Origin of the sequence: Rhizobium sp. PP-CC-3G-465 (assembly GCF_004343445.1) — a bacterium.
Classification (GTDB): domain Bacteria; phylum Pseudomonadota; class Alphaproteobacteria; order Rhizobiales; family Rhizobiaceae; genus Ferranicluibacter; species Ferranicluibacter rubi.
Genome location: NZ_SLYH01000003.1, coordinates 65295 through 87646 on the forward strand (window position 1 = coordinate 65295; position 22352 = coordinate 87646).

Here is a 22352-nt window from a genome sequence, read left to right on the forward strand (position 1 = left end):
CCGAATACTTCTAGGACGCCGAGTTTAAAGGGCACATTGGTGTATCAATACGGCACAAATTTGTGTCGTTTCATCCAGGCCGTGTGCTTCTTACCCATTCATCACGTCACATCGACGACATTGCTTTAGTTGCGGGGAAATAGCCGATGAGCATCCATCCCATACTACAGATGATAGGCCGTCCGGAGGCAGACGTCGCTGGACAGAATGCCGGCACGCGTTCGCCCATGCTGGAAGCCCTGCTGGCCGATACCGTGCTGGCAAACGACAATGTCCCGACACTTGTCGCTCGCACACGTCCTCATGCACCGGTCCAGTTCGCCCTCAAGCGGACGATGGACGTCGGGGGGGCTTTTGCCGGACTGATCGTTCTCGCCCCGATCCTTCTGCTGATCGCCATCATGATCCGCCTGGAGAGCAAGGGCCCCGTCTTCTTCCGCCAGCTGCGCACGGGCCGGAACGAAGTGCCTTTCGAGATCCTGAAATTCCGCTCGATGTATGTCGAGCAATGCGATCATGCCGGCGTGAGGCTGACGGTCGATGGCGACCCCCGCGTGACCCGCATGGGCCGGTTCCTGCGCAAGACCAGCCTCGACGAGATCCCGCAGCTCTGGAACGTCGTCGTCGGGCATATGTCGCTCGTCGGACCCCGCCCGCATGTGCCCGACATGGTCGCCGGTGGCATGAACTATGCAGACCTCGTGCGTGGCTATGAGAACCGCCATCTGGTTCGTCCGGGATTGACGGGTCTTGCCCAGTCCCGCGGCCTTCGCGGCCCGACGACGGATAGCGACACGGCCATTCGCCGCATTCTGAGCGACGTCGAATACATCAGGACCTTCTCCATCCTTCTCGACATCCGCATCCTCGTCCGCACCATCATCAACGAACTCCGGGGCGGCACGGGCTCCTGATCTCGGAGCCCTGCCCATCGGACCGGACGGCTGGGGACTGGATACCGGGCCGTCAGTTGCTCTGCCGACCCGGCCATCAGTTGCCCAGATGGCCGGGAAAGCGCATGATCCCGCTTGCATGATCGACAAGCTCGAATTCTTCATAGCTCTCGCACAGGAGCGGCACTTCGGCCGCGCCGCCGAGCAATGCGGCATTACTCAGCCCACCCTGTCCGCCGCCATCCGCCAGCTTGAAGACAACCTCGGCGTCATGCTCGTCAATCGCGGCTCCCGGTTCCAGGGGCTGACACCGGAAGGCCAGCGCGTGCTGGAATGGGCCCGCCGCATCGTCGGCGATGCCCGCACGATGCGACAGGAGATGCGGGCGGCTAAGAAGGGTCTCGTCGGCCATATCCGTCTCGCAGCCGTTCCGACCACGCTCGCGATGGTGCCGCGGCTGACCGCGCCCTTCCAGGAAAAACATCCCGACGTCACCTTCTCCGTCCTGTCGACCACGTCCTCGAAAATGCTGGGTCTTCTGGAAAATCTCGAAATCGACGCGGGCCTCACCTATCTCGACAACGAGCCGGTGGGACGTGTGACCAGCGTGCCCCTGTCGGTGGAGCGCTACCATCTCGTCACGGCCTCCGGCACGCCGCTGTCCGACCGGGCATCGGTAACCTGGGCGGAAGCCAGCAGCATTCGGCTTTGTCTATTGACCAACGACATGCAAAACCGCCGCATCATCAACCAGCACTTCAGCGCGGCAGGCGTCCAGGCCCGCCCGACGCTCGAATCCAACTCGATGATCGTGCTGTTCTCCCACATCCGCACCGGCCAGTGGGCGAGCATCATGCCTTACAACGTCGCGAAATCCTTCGGCTTTCACGATGACATCCATGTGATCCCGATCGAAGAGCCGGATGCCGGCCACCTCGTCGGTCTTGTGGCGACCCACCGCGAACCCTATACGCCGCTGGTCTCGGCCCTCCTGCACGAGGCCCGCAAGCTCGCAGAACAGCAGGGCGTTTGATAGAAATCCTCTATCGCTCCACGGTTCTTCCATATTGCTCGCATGGTTCATCTCTGAGACCTTTACCGTCCGACGCCAGGTTTTGTGTTTCTGACATGAATCCGCTTGGAGGAGGCCGGCAAAACACCGGCGCGTCACAGACCTGTACGGAGGAACCCGGTGGATCGACACCTTGTCAGCAGCGACCTCGCAACGAGCGTCGCCGAGATCGTTTCCGATCTGAAACATCTGGAAGGCCCGCTGCTGCCAATCCTGCATGCGGTGCAGGCTGCATTCGGGCATATCCCGAACGAAGCCGTTCCGATGGTCGCCTTGGGGCTCAACCTCTCGCGCGCCGAAGTTCACGGCGTCGTTACCTTCTATCACGACTACCGCAGCCATCCTGCCGGCCGGCATGTGCTCAAACTCTGTCGCGCCGAAGCGTGCCAGGCCATGGGCGGCGACCGTCTGTGTGACCGGGCGAAAAGGCGCCTCGGCATCGATTTCCACCAGACGTCCGCGGACGGCGAGGTGACGCTGGAGCCTGTCTTCTGTCTCGGGCTCTGTTCCACCGCACCCGCCGCCATGCTGGACGGCGCGGTGCACGGACGGCTGGATGCACACGGGCTCGACACGCTTCTGGCAGAGGTGGGCGCATGACCCGCATCTTCATCCCTCGTGATGCCGCAGCCCTTGCCGTCGGTGCCGACCGCGTTGCAGCCCGCCTCGCGCAGGAAGCCGCAGTTCGCGGGCTCGACATCACCGTCATCCGTACCGGCTCGCGCGGTCTGCACTGGCTGGAGCCGCTGGTGGAGGTCGAAACGTCAGTAGGCCGCATAGCCTATGGCCCTGTCACACCCGGCGACATCGCTTCCCTGCTCGATTCCGGCTTGCTCATCGAGACATCTGAAGCCGTCAACCATCCACTTTTCCTCGGACCGACCGAGGAAATCCCATTCCTCAAGAACCAGACACGCCTCACCTTCGCGCGCTGCGGCGTCATCGATCCCCTCTCGCTCGACGACTACCGCGCCCATGGTGGGCTTGCCGGTCTCACCAAAGCGGTCGCGATGACCCCTGCGGCGATCGTCGAAGCCGTCACCCTCTCCGGCCTGCGCGGCCGCGGCGGCGCGGGCTTCCCGACCGGCATCAAATGGAAGACCGTTCTCGAATGTCCGGACGCGCGGAAATACATCGTCTGCAACGCCGACGAAGGCGACAGCGGCACCTTTGCCGACCGGATGATCATGGAAGGCGACCCCTTCGTCGTCATCGAGGGCATGGCGATCGCGGGGCTCGCGACGGGTGCCACCAAGGGCTTCGTCTACATCCGCTCGGAATATCCCCATGCCATCGACACGATGACGAGAGCCGTCGGTATCGCCCGGCGCGCCGGCATGCTCGGCACCTCTGTTCTCGGGCAGGGTAGCAGCTTCGACATCGAGATCCGCACAGGCGCCGGCGCCTATGTCTGCGGCGAGGAAACCGCGCTCCTGAATTCGCTCGAAGGCAAGCGCGGCGTTGTGCGCGCCAAGCCGCCGCTGCCGGCGCACAAAGGCCTGTTCGGCCAGCCGACCGTCATCAACAACGTCATCTCGCTCGCCTCGGTGCCGGTCATCCTCGACAAAGGCCCCGAACACTATCGCGACTTCGGCATGGGCCGCTCCCGCGGCACGATCCCGATCCAGATCGCGGGCAACGCCCGGCATACCGGCCTCTACGAAGTCGCCTTCGGCCTCACCCTCGGCGAGATCGTCGATACCGTGGCCGGCGGCACCGCCACAGGACGGCCGGTCAAGGCGGTGCAGGTGGGTGGCCCGCTCGGCGCTTATTTCCCGCGCGCTTTGTTCGACACGCCCTTCGACTACGAGGCCTTCGCGGCCGCGGGCGGCCTCATCGGCCACGCAGGCATCACCGTCTTCGACGACACGGCCGACATGCTGAAGCAGGCCCGTTTCGCCATGGAATTCTGTGCCGTGGAAAGCTGCGGCAAATGCACCCCCTGCCGCATCGGCTCCACCCGCGGCGTGGAGGTCGTCGACCGCATCGGCCGCGGCATCGAGCCGGAAAAGCACCTCGCGCTGCTGACCGACCTTTGCAACACCATGAAGTTCGGCTCCCTCTGCGCGCTGGGCGGCTTCACGCCCTATCCGGTCATGAGCGCGGTCACGCATTTCCCGGACGATTTCGTTGCGGCACCGGTTGTGGAGGCTGCGGAATGACGGGCCGGCTTATCAGCAAGGTTACGACGTCTCGGCGGCCCCTCACCCTAACCCTCTCCCCGCATGCGGGGAGAGGGGACGTGCCATGCTCATCGTTTTCGAACAGGGCAACACTTCACCACACGTCCCTTCTCCCCGTCAAAACGGGGAGAAGGTGGCGGCAGCCGGATGAGGGGCAACGCAACAGCACCATCAAACCGCACCCGCACCTTTCAGGAGACCCCCATGCTTCTCGTTCCTGAAACCGATTTTGGCACCCCCGCCTCTCATGCTGAAAAGATGATCACGCTCACCATCGACGGCCGCGAGATCACCGTGCCCGAGGGAACCTCCATCATGCGCGCCTCCATGGAGGCCGGCATTCAGGTACCCAAGCTGTGTGCGACCGACATGGTCGATGCCTTCGGCTCCTGCCGGCTCTGTCTGATCGAGATCGACGGGCGCAACGGCACGCCGGCATCTTGCACCACGCCAGTAGCGCCGGGCCTAGTGGTCCACACACAGACGGCGCGGCTGAAGGACATCCGCAAGGGCGTGATGGAGCTCTATATCTCCGATCATCCGCTCGATTGCCTGACCTGCGCGGCCAATGGCGATTGCGAGTTGCAGGACATGGCAGGTGCCGTCGGCCTGCGCGACGTGCGCTACGGCTACGAGGGCGACAACCATGTGAAGGCCCGCGACGGCGATGGCACCAACGCCCGCTGGATGCCGAAGGACGAATCCAACCCCTACTTCACCTACGACCCGTCCAAATGCATCGTCTGCTCGCGCTGCGTACGGGCCTGCGAGGAGGTGCAGGGCACGTTCGCGCTGACGATCGAGGGTCGAGGCTTCGACAGCCGCGTCTCGCCCGGCCAGCACGAGGACTTTCTCTCCTCGGAATGCGTCTCCTGCGGCGCCTGCGTCCAGGCCTGTCCCACGGCGACGCTGACCGAGAAGTCGGTGATCGCCATCGGCCAGCCGGAGCATTCGGTCGTCACCACCTGCGCCTATTGCGGCGTCGGCTGTTCGTTCAAGGCGGAGATGCGGGGCGAGGAACTGGTGCGCATGGTCCCCTGGAAGGACGGACAGGCCAATCGTGGCCATTCCTGCGTCAAGGGCCGCTTCGCCTATGGCTACTCGACGCACAAGGAACGCATCCTCAACCCGATGATCCGCGAGAAGGTGACAGACCCCTGGCGGGAGGTCAGCTGGGAAGAGGCGTTCGCCCACACGGCCGCCGAGTTCCGCCGCATCCAGTACCAGTACGGCCGCGAATCGATCGGCGGCATCACCTCCTCGCGCTGCACCAACGAGGAGACCTACCTCGTCCAGAAGCTGATCCGCGCCGGCTTCGGCAACAACAATGTCGATACCTGCGCCCGCGTCTGCCATTCGCCGACCGGCTACGGCCTCGGCCAGGCCTTCGGCACCTCGGCCGGCACGCAGAATTTCGATTCGGTCGAAAAGACCGATGTCGTGATCGTCATCGGCGCGAACCCCACCGACGGTCATCCCGTCTTCGGCTCGCGGCTGAAGAAGCGGCTCCGGCAGGGCGCGAAGCTGATCGTCATCGACCCCCGCCGCATCGATCTTGTCCGCTCGCCGCATGTGGAGGCCGCCTATCACCTGCCGCTGCGGCCGGGCACCAATGTCGCCGTCGTCACGGCGCTCGCCCATGTCATCGTCACCGAAGGCCTCTGCGACGAAGACTTCATCCGCACCCGTTGCGACTGGTCGGAGTTCGAGGACTGGGCCGGGTTCGTCTCGGAAGAGCGGCATAGCCCGGAAGCGACCGAAACGCTGACCGGCGTGCCCCCAGAAGCGTTGCGCGGCGCGGCACGCCTGTTTGCCACCGGCGGCAATGGCTCGATCTATTACGGCCTCGGCGTGACCGAGCACAGCCAGGGCTCCACCACCGTCATGGCGATCGCCAATCTGGCCATGGCAACCGGCAATATCGGCCGCCCCGGCGTCGGCGTGAACCCGCTGCGCGGGCAGAACAACGTGCAGGGCTCCTGCGACATGGGCTCTTTCCCGCACGAGCTTCCCGGCTATCGCCATGTGTCAGACGACGCCACCCGCGACATCTTCGAAAAGCTCTGGGGCGTGACGCTCTCCGACGAGCCGGGCCTGCGCATTCCCAACATGCTGGATGCCGCCGTCGATGGCTCCTTCAAGGGGCTCTACATCCAGGGCGAGGATATTCTCCAGTCCGATCCGGATACCAAGCACGTCGCGGCCGGCCTTGCCGCCATGGAATGCGTCGTCGTGCAGGACCTGTTCCTGAACGAAACCGCCAACTACGCCCACGTCTTCCTGCCGGGCTCGACCTTCCTCGAAAAGGACGGCACCTTCACCAATGCCGAGCGTCGCATCAATCGCGTCCGCAAGGTGATGACCCCGCGCAACGGCTATGCCGACTGGGAGGTGACGCAGAATCTCGCCCGCGCCATGGGCCTGACATGGGATTACACGCACCCGTCTCAGATCATGGACGAAATCGCCGCGACCACGCCGAGCTTCGCCAAGGTTTCCTACGCCTATCTGGAGGAAAAGGGCTCGGTGCAGTGGCCCTGCAACGAAAAGGCGCCCGAGGGCTCGCCGATCATGCATGTCGACGGCTTCGTGCGCGGCAAGGGCAAGTTCATCCGCACCGAATATGTGGCGACCGACGAGAAGACCGGCCCGCGCTTCCCGCTGCTTTTGACCACCGGCCGCATTCTCAGCCAGTACAATGTCGGCGCGCAGACGCGGCGCACCGAAAACGTCGTCTGGCACGAGGAGGACCGGCTGGAAATCCACCCGCACGATGCCGAACTGCGCGGCATTCGCGATGGCGACTGGGTGCGGCTGGCGAGCCGCTCTGGCGACACGACGCTGCGCGCGCTGATCACCGACCGTGTCGCGACCGGCGTCGTCTACACCACCTTCCACCACCCGACGACGCAGGCGAACGTCATCACCACGGACTTTTCCGACTGGGCGACCAACTGCCCGGAATACAAGGTCACGGCCGTGCAGATCTCGCCCTCGAACGGCCCGTCGGAATGGCAGACCGAATATGAGGATCAGGCCCGCCAGTCGCGCCGCATCGCCGCCAAGCTGGAGGCTGCGGAATGAGACCCGCGGCGAACGGCAGGGCGGTGGACAGAGCGGGGATCGCGCTTAGATGATGCTCATGACCCAATCCACCGCCACGCCTCTCGCCCGCACCGTACCGCAGCTTTCCCGCCGCAACGGTCGCATCCGCCCGGCCACCCGCATCGTTCCCGAGGAGACGCCCGTCGCCTTCAGCTATGGCGGCTCCACCCATGCGGTGATGATGGCGACGCCCGCCGATTTCGAGGATTTCGCCACCGGCTTCAGCCTGACGGAAGGCATCGTCTCCAATCCCGCCGATATCGAAAGCATCGAGGCCGTGGAGACGCCGGAAGGCTACGATCTGCAGATCACCCTGCGCGACGCACAGCACGAAGCGCTGGTCACCCGGCGCCGGCACATGGCAGGCCCCGTCGGCTGCGGTCTCTGCGGCATCGAATCGCTGGAGCAGGCCGTGCGCGAAACGCCATCGGTCTCCGCCTCCAGTCTCAGCCTGACGCCGACCGAGATCGCGCAGGCCGTCGCCATGCTCAACACCCGGCAGCCGCTGCATGCCGACACCCACGCCGTCCACGGCGCCGGTTTCTACACGCCCAGTGAAGGGCTGGTCGCCGTGCGCGAAGACGTCGGCCGGCACAATGCGCTCGACAAACTGGCCGGTGCCGCCGCCCGGCAAGGCTACAAAGGCGCCGAAGGTGCGGTGGTGGTGACGAGCCGGGTTTCCGTCGAGATGGTTCAGAAGACGGCCATTCTTGGCAGTCCCTTCATCATCGCCATATCGGCCCCGACGGCGCTGGCCATCCGCACCGCCGAGAAGGCGGGCATGACGCTGGTGGCGCTGGTGCGCGGCGACGAGTTCGAGGTCTTCACGCACGCCGACCGCATCGTCTGCGCCGAGGAGAGGACGAGCCATGTCGCATGAGGACGGCCCGCCGCATGGCACGAACGCAAAGCTCGTGCGCATGGCCAACCAGATCGCCACGTTCTTCCACTCGCAACCGCACGAAGACGGTCCGGCCGGCATCGCCATCCATATCAACAAGTTCTGGGAGCCGCGCATGCGCGGCGCGTTCTTCGCGCTGATCGAAAAGGGAGGCGCGGGCTTCGATCCATTGGTTCTGGCCGCCGCACCGCTGATCAAGCGTCCGCATTCCAAAGAGGACGCCATCGGGCTTGGCGCGGATGCCGCACGCGGCGCCCCCGGCGGCAAGGGCACCGCGGCCGGCGAATCCCTGTCCGAGCCAAGCATGCCCGAGCCCAACATGCCCGAGACGACATAGACCACGCACGCGCTTTGGGATCTTTGCAGTGTGGAGGCTGCAGGTCTTTCGGCACGCGCGTGACGACGCAGACCAACCGCCCGAGGAGGGGCAAAGAGGAGGAGGACGACCATGTCGGCAACGACGGAACCACTCGGCATTCCCGTGTCAGCGGGCCTGCTCGACCGGGAGCGCATCATCGCCAAGCCCGGCTTCAATCGCTGGCTCGTGCCGCCGGCAGCGCTTGCCATCCATCTCTGCATCGGCATGGCCTATGGCTTCAGCGTCTTCTGGCTGCCCTTGTCGAAGGCGATCGGCATCTCCGCTCCCGCGGCCTGCGCCGATCTCACGCTCGGCTCCGCCCTCTTCACCAGCACCTGCGACTGGCGCGTCAGCGATCTCGGCTGGATCTACACGCTGTTCTTCGTGCTCCTCGGCTCGTCCGCCGCAATCTGGGGCGGCTGGCTGGAAAAGGTCGGCCCGCGCAAGGCCGCCACCGTTTCGGCCTTCTGCTGGAGCGGCGGCATTCTGATCGCCGCCCTCGGCGTCGCGACGCACCAGCTCTGGCTGATGTGGCTCGGCGCCGGCGTCATCGGCGGTATCGGGCTTGGCCTCGGCTATATCTCGCCCGTCTCGACCCTCATCAAATGGTTTCCCGACCGGCGCGGCATGGCGACAGGCATGGCGATCATGGGCTTTGGCGGCGGCGCCATGATCGGCGCACCGCTCGCCAATATCTTGATGACGCATTTCCGCTCCGATACCTCGGTCGGTGTCTGGCAGACCTTCGTCGTCATGGCGCTCGGCTATCTCGTCTTCATGCTCGCCGGCGCCTTCGGCTACCGCATCCCGCCCGCCGGCTGGCGTCCGGAAGGGTGGAGCCCACCTGCCGCCAAGAGCACGATGATCACGACGCGGCATGTGCATCTGCGCGATGCGCACAAGACGAAGCAGTTCTGGCTGATCTGGGCTGTCCTCTGCCTCAACGTCTCCGCCGGCATCGGCGTCATCGGCATGGCCTCGCCCATGCTGCAGGAGATCTTCGCCGGCTCGCTGATCGGCGCACCGAGTGTCGCCTTCACCGACATGTCGAGAGAGCAACTGGCAGGCGTTGCGGCGATTGCCGCCGGCTTCACAGGGCTCCTCTCGCTCTTCAACATCGGCGGGCGCTTCTTCTGGGCCTCTCTCTCCGACAGGATCGGGCGCAAGAACACCTACTATTGCTTCTTCCTGATCGGCATCGTGCTCTACGCGCTTGCCCCCTGGGCGGCCGGTATCCAGAGCAAGCTGTTCTTCGTCGGCATGCTCTGCATCATCCTGTCGATGTATGGCGGCGGCTTCGCCACCATTCCGGCCTACCTCGCCGATATCTTCGGCACGCAGTTCGTCGGCGCCATCCACGGCCGGCTGCTGACGGCCTGGGCGACGGCCGGCATCATCGGCCCGGTCGTGGTCAACTACATCCGCGAGGCGCAGATCGCCGCCGGCCTGCCGCGCGATCAGGTCTACAACACCACCATGTACATTCTCGCCGGAATGCTGGCGCTCGGCCTCGTCGCCAATGCCTTCGTGCGACCGCTGGCCGACAAGTGGTTCATGAAGGATGCGGAGGTCGCAGCGCTTCAAGCCAAGACCGCCGCCGTCAATGCCGGACCATCCGGCTCCTTCGGTATCGGCCGGGGCGGGCTGGATGCCAAGGCGCTCCTCGCCTGGGCCTGCGTCGGCTTGCCCCTCGCCTGGGGCGTCTGGGTCACAGTGAAGGCGAGCCTCGCGCTCTTCGGCTGAACGCGAAAAGCCCTTCGCGAGGGTTCGCGCGAAGGGCTTTCATATCCGAAATGACGAGATGTCGATCAGTAGCTCGGTGCGAGCAGGGCTGGAGCGATCGTCGTGTTCAAAAGCTGCTGCAGGAAGAACAGGATGACCAGCACCACCAGCGGCGACAGGTCGACACCGCCCATGTTCGGCAGGATCCGGCGGATCGGGCGGTAGAGCGGCTCCGTCAGCTGGTAGAGCGAGCGGCCGATCATGCTGATCGCCTGATTGTTCGTATTGATGATGTTGAAGGCGTAGAGCCAGGAAAAGATCGCCGAGGCGATGATCAGAAACCAGGCGATATTGATGATGAAGTTCAGTGTTGCGATGACGGCGAGCATGCCGGGCCTCCGGTTCCTGGACCGCCGTGCGCCATCGGCGATGGGCGACCGTCGTTCCAACATTCATGGCTGCACAGCATTTTCCGCGCGACCCGATTCCGGGAGCGCGGCATTGTGCAGGTGTTGACTGACATGTAGACACTGGCAGCGAAAGCGGCAACCCTGCGTCGCGCGCGGTGTGGCAACATGTTTAAGACAGCGCAACGGCCGCGCCCAGCGAACGGGCCGATGCACCAGAGGCCGGGAAAGACCAGTTCATGTCCATCGTCGAAACCGGAGACCGCTACGCCGCCTTTCGGCATGTCGGGTACCGCCGCTACTTCTTCGCCCGGTTCCTCGCCTATTTCGCCATCCAGATCGTCAGCGTCTCCGTCGGCTGGCAGATCTACGACCTGACGCGCGATCCGTTCGACCTCGGGCTCATCGGCCTTTTCCAGTTCCTGCCGTCACTGGTGCTGATCCTCGTCACCGGCTCGGTCGCCGACCGCTACAACAGGCGCATGATCATGGGCATCTGCATGGGCGTGAGCACACTCTGCGCGGCGGCCCTCCTTGCCCTCACCCTCACCAGCACCTTCACCCTCTGGCCGGTCTACACCATCCTCGTCGTCTTCGGCATCGAACGGGCCTTCCTCGCGCCGGCCTCGCAGTCGCTCGCGCCCAATCTCGTGCCGGAGCGGGATTTGGCCAACGCGATCGCCTGGAATTCCACCTCCTGGCAGACGGCGATGATCGTCGGCCCCGTCGTCGGCGGCCTCATCTATGCGCTGGGGCCGGCCGTTCCCTACAGCGTCGCCGTGCTGTTCTTCGCCGCCAGCGTCGTCATGGTCTATGCCATCCCGAAGCCCGCGCAGAAAAACAGCCAGACAGCCCAAAGCTGGCAGGCCATCACCGCCGGTTTTCGCTATATCAAGGCGGAGAAAATCGTGCTCGGCGCGATCTCGCTCGATCTCTTCGCCGTTCTCCTCGGCGGCGCCATCGCACTCATGCCGGTCTTTGCCCGCGATATCCTCGATCTCGGGCCTTGGGGTCTCGGCCTCCTGCGCGCGGCCCCGGGCGTCGGCGCGGTCGGCATGGCCATGTGGCTGGCCGCCCATCCGATCCGCCATCGCGCCGGCGTGCTGATGTTCGTAGGCGTCGCGCTCTTCGGCCTCGCCACCGTCGTCTTTGGCCTGTCCGCCACACCGTGGATCTCGATCGTGGCGCTCGTCATCATGGGCGCCTCCGACATGATATCGGTCTATGTCCGGGAAACGCTGATCACGCTGTGGACGCCGGACGAGCTGCGCGGCCGCGTCAACGCCGTTAACATGGTCTTCGTCGGCGCCTCGAACGAGCTGGGAGAATTCCGGGCCGGCATGATGGCATCCGCCTTCGGCGCGGTCCCGGCTGTCGTCATCGGCGGCGCCGGCACGCTGCTGGTCGCCGTGCTCTGGTCCTTGGGCTTCTCACAGCTCCGCCGGATCGACACGCTGGATGCGCCCGAGACGAAGCGATAAGACGCTTTGCGGATGACGGAGGTCGAACCCGTCAGTGCTCCGCCGTCTCCACGATGTCGGATTTCGCTGCGGCTTCCTGCCGCTTCATGATGCGGTCGCGGCCGGAAACGCCGAGCAGGTCGGCGATCCGCCAGATCACGTGATCTTCCATCTCGCTGCGCTCGCCGTCGACATAGACGATCTCCCACAGCATCCCGACGAGATCAATCCGCTGCTCTTCGCTGAAGTGCCGCTTGATATCGGAGGTGAAGCGGAAGAAGTCGATCGCCTCGCTCTCGGCATCCTCACCAGCGGCGATCAGCGCATCGAGCGCCGCATCGTCCAGCGTGTAGTGTTCCTTGATCATCGAGCGCACCTTGCGACGTTCGATATCGTCGGCGTGCCCGTCGGCCTCCATCACCTGAATGCAGAGGGCGACTATGGCGATACGCGGATCGCCGGCCTCGATCGGGTTCGGGTGCTCGGCACCGGTGAGACTGTCGATGAAAGTGCGGATACGATCAAACATGGGTTGCGCGGCGCTCACGGGAAGAGGTCGTTGATGCCGACAGGAAAGACGAGGCTGAATGCCGGGTCCAGCCCTATTCACGCCGCAAACGCGGAAAGGGGCCCCGCAGGGCCCCCGAACCATCAGAAAAGTTTGAATGTCGTCTTTTCTGCAACTCTATCCGTGCGCACGCCGGGATCATCCGGCGGCCGGCCGAAGAACGGCTCGACCGGCGCTTCCGCAGGCTTCTCCGCAGAGGTGGCACCGGAGACCGGCTGAGCCGGAACCTTGGCTGCAACCGCACCCTCGTCCTTCTTCACCGGCTCCTTGCGCGTCGCCTCTTCAGGTTGCGTAACAACGACGGAACGCGCCGGCTCGATCGGCTCGTGAACGATGACCGATTCGGTCGGAACGGGAACGGCAATCGCCGCCGTCCGCTCCACCGTCTCCACGGGCACTTCCGGTACGGTCACGACAGCTTCCGGCTCGATCCGGTCCGGGGCGACGACAGGTGTCGCAACCGGCGGCAGGCTGCGAATGGCGGCTTCGCCACGGCTGACGCCACCGTCCTCAAGTGGTCCGTCGATGGTATTGACGGGCATTTTCCACTCAAACGCATCCAGGCGTCCGCTGACCGGCGAAACCGGCAGCCACTCCTGCGACACGACGCCGTCGGCGATCCAGGCGGCATCGCGCGGGCTCTTCAGCGCCTGGTTCATCCAGTGACGGATACGTCCGTCGTCGCCGGTATCGGCTTCCTCGATATCGGCGAGCAGCAGGAAAACGCTTTCGGTCGGCGCAATACGGGCAGCCGCTTCCGCCATGGAGCGAGCCAACGCCAGTTCGCGAGCCTCCAGCGCGCTTTCCGCAACCGCCATCAGCGAGATGGCATTGTTCGGCTTCCACGCCTCCAGCTTGCGGGCACGCTTCAGCCGATCAACGGCCGAATCGCCACTCCGCGCCCGAACATAGGCCTTGGCGACCTCGGGATGCGGCGCCTGCTTCCACAGCTTTTCAAGAACGGAGGCCGCTTTCCGCAGATTGTCTTCGCGAAACAGCGCTTTAGCGGCGATCAGGCCGGCCGGAACCAGAGTCCCGTCAAGTCTGAGCGCGGCCAACGCATCGTCGCGAGCCGCCTTCGGGTCTGCATCGAGCTTTTCGCGCGCACGGGCTGTCAGAAGAACCGCCTTCTTGCGGTCGGCTTCCTTGCGGTCGATGACATGGCTGGTACGGCTCTGGTCGAGCAGATGCACGGCCTCGTCCCAGCGGCCCGCCTGGCTGCGCTCGTCGAGCGTTGCTAAGGTCGCCCAGGCGAGATGCGGCGCCTTGTCGGCGGCGCGCTCGGCATATTGCCGGGCCGCTTCGTTGGCACCGAGACGCTTGGCTTCGAGATAAAGCCCGCGCAGGCCGAGCTCGCGCGTTTCCGGGTCCTCGGCCATCCGCTCGAACTTCCGCCGGGCATCGTCATGCTTGCCCTCGATCAGCGCCGTCTGCGCTTCGAGAAGATGGATCAGCGGTTCCTGATCGGCCGACAACAGCCCGCGTGTGCGCGCCGTCATCTTGCGCGCAAGGATCGCATCGCCGGCACCGGCTGCGATAAGCCCGGTCGAGAGCGCCTGATAGCCACGGTCGCGCTTGCGAACACGGAAATACCGGGCGATCGAGTGCGGCGAGAACCAGATGACGCGGACAAGCCAGACCACGAACAGAATGGCCGCGATGAGCGCGACGAGAAGCGTGGCGCCGACCATCAGGCTGGTCTCGATGCGCTGGCCCATCCAGATCAGCGAGAGTTCGCCTGGCCGATCGGCAAGCCATGAGAAGCCTGCGCCGAGCGCAAGGACGATCAGGACGAAGATGAGAATACGGATCAAATCGGCTCTCCTCAGCCCTGTTTGGCGGGTGTGGAGCCGGTTGCGGCTCCGGCCACGGCGGCGTCGATCAGGCCTTCGACCTTGATGCGTTCGTCGAGCTTCGTGCGGAATTCGGCTCCGGCATCCTTGGCAGGCTGCGGCAGGCCGTCCCATTCGAGGCTCGCGCCCTTCAGGTCGCCGTTCGTCAGACGATCTTCGATCCGGGCGACGACGGCTTCCGGCCCCGTGCCCTCGACGCTGCCGACGGGGCGAACGCGCACGGCGGACGCGGCGCTGTCCACGAGGCGCGAGAAGATGCCCTGATTCGGATCGGCTCCACGAATGGCCGCGAGCATCGCATCGGCCGTATCGGGGAAGGTGCGCGTCAGGTCTGCGCGCGACGAGACGCCGCGCGGCGCGACATCGGCCAGACCGGCGATGGCGGGATCATCCGGCGAAATGCTCTTCAGAGCGTCGAGCTCGGCCAGAAACGGCCCGCCGCGGTCGATCGACGTCTTCAGCGCCGTCACGGCGATGGCGCGGGCAAGCTGGACATCGCTTGCCGGCTCCTCAAGCTTCTTCTCCGCTTCCTCGATGCGTGTCGAAAGCTCAGACGTCGCCGTCTCAGCCGCTCGGCTCTGGTCGGCGAGACCGGATTTCACGGTTGCAAGCTCTTGCGTCAGGCTCTCGATCTGCACCTTCAGAGTGTCGGCACCGGACGCCTCGCCGGTCGCACCGACGCTCTGCTCGACTGCGGCGAGCCGCTGCTCCAGCCCGTCGCCACCAGACGAACCTGCTGCCGAAACCTGTGCCTTCAATGCTTCGACCTCGGCGCCGAGATCGCGTCCCGAATCGGCAGTCCCGGACGATGAAGGGCCGATCGAGGGCACGATCCCGGCATATTGCAGCACGCCGGCACCGGCGAGGGCTATCAGGCCACCAAGAATGCCGGCCGCCAGTGCACCGGAGCGCGATGGGCTTGCAGACTGCGAAGAACGTGCCGGCTGTGTCGGCGGAACGGAGGCCGCATCAGGGCGCGCTGAGGATGCAGGCTCCTCGGCAAAAACCGCAGCAGCCGCTTCGGCGCGCGCCTCATCTTCGGCTTCGGTCTGCCGGCTCTTTTCGTGAAACGTCTCGGTCGGGGCCTCGCCATCGGAGGGAATGCTCTCGGCAGGATCACGCGCGGCCGCGGCGATCTCTGCGTCTCTCACGACCGCGTCATCGGACGAGACCGGCTCTGTCGTATCTGGGCGAGCGTCCACGTCCTCCGGTCGCGACGCATCCGGCGTGGCATGCAGATCGATCGTCAGCGGCTCCTGATCGGGCTTGGTGCGGCGCGGCGGGTTCTCCGGATCCATGCTCTCTTCTCTATGCGTGAGGTCAACAGCATAAACCTAGACACCGACCCCGGCGAGGGAAAGGCCCCACCGGTCGATTTGCGCGATTCAAGCGTCGATGAGAGCGAGCAATGCGTCCTCGTCCGGCCGCACCGCGATCTCCACATGGCGACATCCGGGCGGTACAGCGTCGGCAATCCGGGGGCCGAGACAGAGGATTCGCACGCTGTCTGCCAACATTGCCGGGGCGATCTCGGAAAAGAACTGCCGGGCCGCTTCCCGCGAGTAGAACAGCACCGCTTCCGGGTGAAAAGCCTTTACGTGCGCGGAAAACTCGCCCAGCGCCCGCACGACCGGCCGCATGCGATAGACGAGACGAACCTGCAGCGGCACGCCGGCAACCGTCATGCGCGTTTCCAGCTCCGGCAACCGCGGCGTGCCTGCGAGATAGAGAAGAATGCCCGTTTGCGTGCCGCGATCACGCAGGATCAATTCCGCGAGGCCCGTCGCATCGCCGGGACCGACCCGCACGTGGGAAAAGCCCAGATCAACCGCCGCTTCTGCCGTTGCGGTCCCCACGCAGTAGACCGGAAAGGGCGTCAGCGACGACAGCGCATCGGGAGATTGGCGCAGCGCCCGAAACGCCTCGGCGCTGGTGGCGACAACACCCGATGTGGCAAGCGCCGTCGCCCGGATCGGCAGATGCTCCGCCTCACTCAGCGGCAGAAGCAGCGTTTCATGGCCGGCAAGCGCCAGCCGTCGGAGCGTGTTGTCCGCTGTGGTTTCCGGGCGCGTGACGAGGACGCGCACGCGTTCAGACCCAGCTTGAAAAGAAGCCGGGCGCTGCATCGGCCCGAATGTCTTCGCCCGCCTGAGCGCCGATCTTCGCCGCATCGACCGCCCGCCCCTCGGCGAAAACCCGGTGATGTTGCGTCCCGTCCGGCGTCAGGATCATGCCGGAGAACGAGATCCGCTCCCCGTCGGAAATCGCATAGCCGGCTATGGGCGTGCGACAGGAACCGTCGAGCGTATTGAGAAAAGCCCGCTCGCAGGTCACGGCCTCATGCGTTCGTGGATCGTCAATGGCTGACAGGAGATCGTTGATGACAGTATCGCCGATCCGGCTTTCGACAGCAATGGCACCCTGCGCGGGTGCCGGCGGAAAATAGGTGGGATCGAGGATCTCGGTGGCGACACCTTCCAGATTCAGCCGCTTCAGCCCGGCAAGCGCGAGCAGCGTACCATCCACCTGGCCCTCGGCCAACTTGCGCAGCCGGGTCTCCACCAGACCGCGATAGACGATGACGTTAATATCCGGCCGCAGCCTGCGGATCAGCGCCTGCCGCCGCAGCGAGGCCGAGCCGACCGTCGCCCCTTCCGGCAGGGCGAGAAGAGTCGGCGCGGTGCCGCCGATGAAGGCGTCGCGGGCATCCTCGCGCGGCAGGAAGGCGCAGAGGAACAGACCGTCCGGCAGGCGCGTCGCCATGTCCTTTGCCGAATGAACGGCAAAATCGAGGGTGCCCGCCAGAAGCTGGTCTTCCAGTTCCTGGGTGAAGAGGCCCTTGCCGCCGATTTCGGACAGTGCGCGATCGGTGATCCGGTCGCCCGCCGTCGACAGCGGCACGATCTCGAACATCTCCTCCGGCAGGCCATGCGCCAGCATCAGCCGGTCGCGCGTCTCATGGGCCTGAGCCAGCGCCAGCCGGCTGCCGCGCGTGCCGATCCGGAAAGGTTTCGTTTGCATCCGCTACGATCCGTTGTTACCGGAGGTCCGTGTATCCCCCTTTATTCCCGACCGCAATCTTCGAGTAACCCGCCCATGAACCGGCCCCTGCGTATTCTCGGCATCGAGACGAGCTGCGATGAAACCGCCGCTTCCGTCGTGCTGCGCGACACGGACGGACGCGGTGAAATCCTTTCAGACGTAGTGCTGAGCCAACTCGAAGAGCACAGCGCCTACGGCGGCGTGGTGCCGGAAATTGCGGCCCGCGCGCATGTCGAGGCACTGGATACGCTGATTGCCGAAGCGCTCGCCCGCGCGCAAATGTCGCTGTCGCAGGTCGATGCCATCGCCGCAACAAGCGGTCCGGGCCTGATCGGCGGGCTGATCGTCGGCCTCATGACCGGCAAGGCGATGGCGCGCGCCGCGGGCAAGCCGCTCTATGCGATCAACCATCTCGAAGGCCATGCGCTGACCGCACGCCTGACGCACGGGCTCACCTTCCCCTATCTCATGCTGCTGGTGTCCGGCGGCCATACCCAGCTGGTGCTGGTGCGCGGCACCGGCGACTACGAGCGCTGGGGCACAACCATCGACGATGCGCTGGGCGAGGCCTTCGACAAGACGGCAAAGCTTCTGGGCCTCCCCTATCCCGGCGGCCCGGCCGTGGAACGGGCCGCGAAACGCGGCAATCCGGAACGCTTCACCTTCCCCCGCCCGCTCGTCGGCGAAGCCCGGCTGGACTTCTCCTTTTCGGGCCTGAAGACCGCGGTGCGGCAAGCGGCGCAAGCGATCGCTCCGGTGGGAGAGCAGGATATCGCCGACATCTGCGCCTCCTTCCAGCATGCGGTGTCGCGCACGCTGAAGGACCGGATCGGCCGCGGCCTCCAGCGCTTCCGCGAAACCTACCCGGATGTCGGCAGGCCCTCGCTCGTCGTTGCCGGCGGCGTCGCCGCCAACCAGGCCCTGCGCGTGACGCTCGACAGCCTCTGCGACAAGAACGGCTTCGATTTCGTCGCGCCGCCGCTCCACCTCTGCACCGACAATGCCGCCATGATCGCTTGGGCAGGCGCCGAACGCATCGCCGCAGGCCTGCCCGCCGACGATCTCTCCGTTTCGCCCCGCGCGCGCTGGCCACTCGACGGGAACGCCGAAACCCTGCTCGGCTTCGGCAAGCGGGGCGCCAAGGCATGAGCGAGGCGAACACTCCCGCGACCGACAAGGTTGCCGTCGTCGGCGCCGGCGCCTTCGGGACGGCGCTTGCTACCGTCATCGCCCGCACCGGCCGATCAGAGGTGACCCTCATCGCCCGCAAAAGGGACGTCGCCGACGCGATCCTCTCCCGCCGCCGGCACGAGGACGCACTGCCCGGCATCGATCTGGCCGAAAGCCTTCTCGCCACCGCAGACCCGGCCTCTGTTTCCACCGCCGGCATCGTTCTCTTCGCCATGCCGTCGCAGGCGCAGCGCGAGGCCGCGCAAGCGCTCCGGCCGTATCTCGCGCCCGGCGCCGACATCGTTATCTGTGCCAAGGGGCTGGAACGCGGCACCGGCCGGCTACTGACGGACGTCGTCGCCGAGGAACTGCGCGACCTCGAGGTTTCCGTCCTCTCCGGCCCCGGCTTTGCCGCCGATATCGCCACCGGCCTGCCGACCGCCATGGTCATCGCATCCGCTTCTGCGGAGCGCGCCGCACGGCTCGCAACCGCCCTGTCCGGGCCGACCTTCCGCCTCTACCCCTCCGCAGACCGCACGGGCGTACAGCTCGGCGGCGCGCTGAAAAACGTGCTGGCCATCGCCTGTGGCATTGTCGAGGGCGCAGGCCTTGGCGAATCCGCCCGGGCCGCTATGATCGCCCGCGGCCTTGCCGAACTCTCGCGCTACGTCGCGGCCTGCGGCGGCCGGGGCGACACGGTTCGCGGCCTCTCCGGGCTCGGCGATCTCGTTCTCACCGCCACAAGCCACCAATCGCGCAACCTGCGCTACGGCATCGCGCTCGGTCGCGAGCGCCGCGCGGCCCAGCCGACCGTCGATCTCGTTGAAGGCGCGCTCGCGGCCTCGGTTGCGGCCATCGAAGCCCGGCGCCTCGGCCTCGACATGCCGCTGACCTTCGCCGTCGCCGCCATGATCGACGGGACCATCGACGTGGAAACGGCACTCGAACAGCTCATGTCCCGCCCCATCACTCAAGAATAGCTTCGGAAAGGCACGACCATGCTCTTTGCAGCCCTTTGCACAGACAATGAAGGCGCACTCCAGATCCGCCTCGACACGCGGCCGACCCACGTCGCCTATCTCGACGACCTGAATGCCCGTGGTATCCTGAAAGTCGCTGGCCCGTTCCTGGGCGACGACGGCAAGCCGAACGGCAGCCTCGTCATCATCGAGGCGGAAACGAAGGAAGCGGCGACCGCGATCTTCGCCGAAGACCCCTACGCCAAGGCCGGCCTCTTCGCCTCCGTCGAGGTCAAGGCCTGGAACTGGGTCTTCAACAAGCCGGAGTGACGTGCGATGGCCTACTGGCTCTGGAAATCCGAACCGTTCAAATGGTCCTGGGCCATGCAGAAGGATGCCGGCGAAGCCGGCACCGAATGGACCGGCGTGCGCAACTATCTCGCCCGCAACAACATGCGGGCCATGAAGATCGGCGACAAGGGCTTCTTCTACCACTCCAACGAAGGCCTTGAGATCGTCGGTATCGCCGAGGTCTGCGCCCTCTCGCATCCGGACTCGACGGCAGAGGGCGACGCCCGCTGGGACTGCGTCGACATCCGCGCAGTCTGCGACATGCCGAAGCCCGTTACGCTGAAGGACGTGAAGGCCAGCGAGCGGCTGAAGGACATGCAGCTCGTCACCTCCATGCGCCTGTCCGTGCAGGCCGTAACGGAAGAAGAATGGCGCGAAGTCTGCCGCATGGGCGGCCTCGACAATCCGCCGGAATCGCCCCCCGCGTGAAGACGGACCCCGAACGCTTCATCCGCGAGAACACGAGCGTTGTTGCTCCACCGCATGTTCCCGAGGTGCGGCTGTTTCTGGCGAGCGAGGCGCACGACCTCTGGCTGAAGACGGAAGACGAACTCGACGCCATCGGCCTGCCGCCGCCCTTCTGGGCCTTTGCCTGGGCCGGGGGACAGGGCCTTGCCCGCTATGTGCTCGATCACCCGGAGATCGTCGAGGGCCGCACAATCGTCGATTTCGCCTCCGGCTCCGGGCTGGTGGCGATCGCCGCCATAAAGGCCGGCGCGGCATCGGTCCTGGCATTGGATACCGATCCTTGGACGGGAACCGCGATCGCGCTCAATGCGCAGCTGAACGATGTTGTCATCATGCACGAGAACGCGGATCGGATCGGCCAGCCCATCGTCTGCGACGTCTTCCTTGCCGGTGACGTCTTCTACGACAAGGCCTTTACCGACAGGTTGATACCCTGGTTCGAGGATCTGGTTGCAAGCGGCATCGAGGTCATCGTCGGTGATCCCGGCCGCGCCTATTGTCCCCGCGACCGCATGGAGCCGCTTGCGACCTATGAAGTTCCGGTAACGCGGGCACTCGAAGACAGCGAGGTTAAGAAGACCACCGTCTGGCGGTTCCGCTAGATCGCCACGAACCGGCTCGGCATTGCCGCCTCAGCGCCCGCGAATGACGCAGACACCCGCCTCGAAGCTGCAGGCGGTGTCGTTGCGGCGAGCCGCACCGCGATCGACCGTGATGACCCGGCTCCGTGTTTCCGGCGCGACATCCCGTTCGACGGCGCCGTAGCCGATATCCTCGTCGTAGTTCGTGATGCTGAAATAACTGCCGGCGCCGCTGCGATACCAGCCATTCGCATTGCCGGAATATCGCCCGGACCCGACGATGACGGCGGCCGGGGCGCGCCAACCGCGGCGATATCCCGTCGCATCCTCCCGCACACGATATCGGCGCTCGCCATCGAAAGTGCCGCGCACGACGCGATAATCCGGCACCGCTTGCCGATCGCCCTGAAGGCGTACGCCGGATCTCTGTTCGCGCTGGTCCTGCTGCGCGGGATCATACAGTCCGCGATATCCCTCGTCCCTCGCTTCGGCATGTCCGAACGCCGACAAGACAAGGGCAAACGCGACAGCGACCGATCGCAGGGAAATGTCCCGAACCATGATGAACCTCCGACGGATCTTAACAAAACGTTAAGAGCAATCTGGAGCAGGTCGTCGTGAAAGTCAGGCGGTTGCATCGGATTTCGCCGGATATGCTTAATCGTTAAAATGCCGTTTAACGGTCGTTCCGATAAACCTCCGTCTCTAATCGATTAATTTTCTTTCGCACCGCAAACAGGCTTGTGAAGACCCCTGCCGAAGATTAAAGCTCGCCACAACTGAATGCTGCGCAATCCCTGCGCAAACCGGATATAAAAAGTCTAGTTTTTGGACGATTGACCGGTCGTTCCGTGAGGTTCAGATGACGAATGTCACCAAAAGCCGGCCGCTTTCGCCGCATCTTCAAATCTACAAACTCATTCCGACCATGCTCATGTCGATTGTGCACCGCATCACCGGCGCGGCGCTCTACTTCGGCACGGTGCTCGTCGCCTGGTGGTTGATCGCAGCGGCCAGCGGCCCGGCCTATTACGACTGGGCCAGCTGGTTCTTCGGCACCATCATCGGCCAGGTCATCCTGTTCGGCTACACCTGGGCATTGATCCACCACATGTTCGGCGGTCTGCGCCATTTCATGTGGGATATGGGCTATGGTTACGAGAAGGAATTCTCGACCAAGCTCGCCATCGCCAGTGCCATCGGCTCCATCACCGTGACGCTCCTTCTTTGGATCGTCGGCTTTATCGTTCGCTGAGGGC

The 22352-nt window shown here is 65.1% G+C and carries 22 protein-coding genes; 15 read left to right on the forward strand and 7 right to left on the reverse strand.

What is annotated here, in order from left to right; genetic code table 11:
- The first annotated feature begins 146 nt into the window (after positions 1–146).
- The 8 genes from C8J33_RS14530 (at position 147) to C8J33_RS14570 (ending at position 10255) form a co-directional block, all read left to right on the forward strand.
- Positions 147–914 (forward strand): sugar transferase, encoded by a 768-nt coding sequence (locus tag C8J33_RS14530; protein ID WP_245507186.1) that lies wholly within the window; start codon positions 147–149, stop codon positions 912–914.
- A 118-nt stretch (positions 915–1032) separates the two neighbouring features.
- A complete protein-coding gene (locus C8J33_RS14535) occupies positions 1033–1926 on the forward strand; it encodes a LysR family transcriptional regulator (protein WP_110729930.1) in 894 nt (297 codons plus the stop codon).
- Positions 1927–2085: 159 nt separating this feature from the next.
- Positions 2086–2565: a formate dehydrogenase subunit gamma gene (locus C8J33_RS14540; RefSeq protein ID WP_132664722.1), complete on the forward strand. Its 480-nt coding sequence runs from the start codon at positions 2086–2088 to the stop codon at positions 2563–2565.
- A complete protein-coding gene (locus C8J33_RS14545) occupies positions 2562–4127 on the forward strand; it encodes a formate dehydrogenase beta subunit (RefSeq protein ID WP_132664723.1) in 1566 nt (521 codons plus the stop codon). The genes C8J33_RS14540 and C8J33_RS14545 overlap by 4 nt, the downstream gene beginning before the upstream one ends.
- Positions 4128–4352: 225 nt before the next feature.
- Positions 4353–7232 carry a formate dehydrogenase subunit alpha gene (gene fdhF / locus C8J33_RS14555; RefSeq protein WP_132664724.1) on the forward strand — a complete coding sequence of 960 codons (2880 nt, stop codon included), beginning with the start codon at positions 4353–4355 and terminating at the stop codon, positions 7230–7232.
- Between the two features lie 58 nt (positions 7233–7290).
- On the forward strand, positions 7291–8133 hold the full coding sequence (gene fdhD / locus C8J33_RS14560) for a formate dehydrogenase accessory sulfurtransferase FdhD (RefSeq protein ID WP_165929823.1): 843 nt from the start codon (positions 7291–7293) through the stop codon (positions 8131–8133).
- Positions 8123–8491, forward strand: a complete 369-nt coding sequence (locus tag C8J33_RS14565; protein ID WP_132664726.1) for a formate dehydrogenase subunit delta — start codon at positions 8123–8125, stop codon at positions 8489–8491. Before fdhD ends, C8J33_RS14565 begins: the two co-directional genes overlap by 11 nt.
- Before the next feature lie 111 nt (positions 8492–8602).
- Positions 8603–10255 carry an OFA family MFS transporter gene (locus C8J33_RS14570; RefSeq protein WP_132664727.1) on the forward strand — a complete coding sequence of 551 codons (1653 nt, stop codon included), beginning with the start codon at positions 8603–8605 and terminating at the stop codon, positions 10253–10255.
- 65 nt (positions 10256–10320) lie between these two features.
- On the opposite strand, the gene C8J33_RS14575 is transcribed toward C8J33_RS14570, so the two are convergent.
- Entirely contained in the window at positions 10321–10623 is a 303-nt protein-coding gene (locus C8J33_RS14575; RefSeq protein ID WP_092930705.1) for a YggT family protein, read from the reverse strand.
- Positions 10624–10880: 257 nt separating this feature from the next.
- Between C8J33_RS14575 and C8J33_RS14580 the strand changes: the two genes are divergently transcribed.
- Positions 10881–12122: an MFS transporter gene (locus tag C8J33_RS14580; protein WP_132664728.1), complete on the forward strand. Its 1242-nt coding sequence runs from the start codon at positions 10881–10883 to the stop codon at positions 12120–12122.
- A gap of 31 nt (positions 12123–12153) precedes the next feature.
- Here the strand turns inward: C8J33_RS14580 and C8J33_RS14585 are convergent, their stop codons facing one another.
- The 5 genes from C8J33_RS14585 to hemC form a co-directional block, all read right to left on the reverse strand.
- Positions 12154–12630 (reverse strand): TerB family tellurite resistance protein, encoded by a 477-nt coding sequence (locus C8J33_RS14585; protein WP_092989507.1) that lies wholly within the window; start codon positions 12628–12630, stop codon positions 12154–12156.
- Between the two features lie 122 nt (positions 12631–12752).
- Positions 12753–14483, reverse strand: a complete 1731-nt coding sequence (locus tag C8J33_RS14590) for a heme biosynthesis protein HemY (RefSeq protein ID WP_132664729.1) — start codon at positions 14481–14483, stop codon at positions 12753–12755.
- 11 nt (positions 14484–14494) lie between these two features.
- Positions 14495–15820 (reverse strand): COG4223 family protein, encoded by a 1326-nt coding sequence (locus C8J33_RS14595; protein ID WP_132664730.1) that lies wholly within the window; start codon positions 15818–15820, stop codon positions 14495–14497.
- Between the two features lie 87 nt (positions 15821–15907).
- Positions 15908–16609 carry a uroporphyrinogen-III synthase gene (locus tag C8J33_RS14600; protein WP_165929824.1) on the reverse strand — a complete coding sequence of 234 codons (702 nt, stop codon included), beginning with the start codon at positions 16607–16609 and terminating at the stop codon, positions 15908–15910.
- A 4-nt stretch (positions 16610–16613) separates the two neighbouring features.
- Positions 16614–17543, reverse strand: coding sequence for a hydroxymethylbilane synthase (hemC, locus tag C8J33_RS14605; protein WP_132664732.1), 930 nt, complete (start codon positions 17541–17543; stop codon positions 16614–16616).
- Positions 17544–17618: 75 nt separating this feature from the next.
- Between hemC and tsaD the strand changes: the two genes are divergently transcribed.
- From tsaD to C8J33_RS14630, 5 genes are read left to right on the forward strand one after another with little or no spacing between them, the layout of a single operon-like run.
- Positions 17619–18713, forward strand: coding sequence for a tRNA (adenosine(37)-N6)-threonylcarbamoyltransferase complex transferase subunit TsaD (gene tsaD / locus C8J33_RS14610; RefSeq protein ID WP_132664733.1), 1095 nt, complete (start codon positions 17619–17621; stop codon positions 18711–18713).
- Complete coding sequence (locus C8J33_RS14615; RefSeq protein ID WP_132664734.1) at positions 18710–19714, forward strand: NAD(P)H-dependent glycerol-3-phosphate dehydrogenase; 1005 nt, start codon at positions 18710–18712, stop codon at positions 19712–19714. Before tsaD ends, C8J33_RS14615 begins: the two co-directional genes overlap by 4 nt.
- Positions 19715–19732: 18 nt before the next feature.
- Positions 19733–20023 (forward strand): YciI-like protein, encoded by a 291-nt coding sequence (locus C8J33_RS14620; RefSeq protein ID WP_110729916.1) that lies wholly within the window; start codon positions 19733–19735, stop codon positions 20021–20023.
- 6 nt (positions 20024–20029) lie between these two features.
- Positions 20030–20473: an EVE domain-containing protein gene (locus C8J33_RS14625; protein WP_132442067.1), complete on the forward strand. Its 444-nt coding sequence runs from the start codon at positions 20030–20032 to the stop codon at positions 20471–20473.
- Positions 20413–21114 carry a class I SAM-dependent methyltransferase gene (locus C8J33_RS14630; protein ID WP_132664735.1) on the forward strand — a complete coding sequence of 234 codons (702 nt, stop codon included), beginning with the start codon at positions 20413–20415 and terminating at the stop codon, positions 21112–21114. The genes C8J33_RS14625 and C8J33_RS14630 overlap by 61 nt, the downstream gene beginning before the upstream one ends.
- A 30-nt stretch (positions 21115–21144) precedes the next feature.
- Here the strand turns inward: C8J33_RS14630 and C8J33_RS14635 are convergent, their stop codons facing one another.
- Positions 21145–21654: a hypothetical protein gene (locus C8J33_RS14635; RefSeq protein ID WP_132664736.1), complete on the reverse strand. Its 510-nt coding sequence runs from the start codon at positions 21652–21654 to the stop codon at positions 21145–21147.
- Positions 21655–21955: 301 nt separating this feature from the next.
- Here C8J33_RS14635 and sdhC point away from each other — a divergent pair, with 301 nt between their 5' ends.
- The gene (sdhC, locus tag C8J33_RS14640) at positions 21956–22348 is read left to right on the forward strand and encodes a succinate dehydrogenase, cytochrome b556 subunit (protein WP_110800998.1); all 393 of its coding nucleotides are present in this window, start codon (positions 21956–21958) and stop codon (positions 22346–22348) included.
- The last annotated feature ends 4 nt before the right edge of the window (positions 22349–22352 follow it).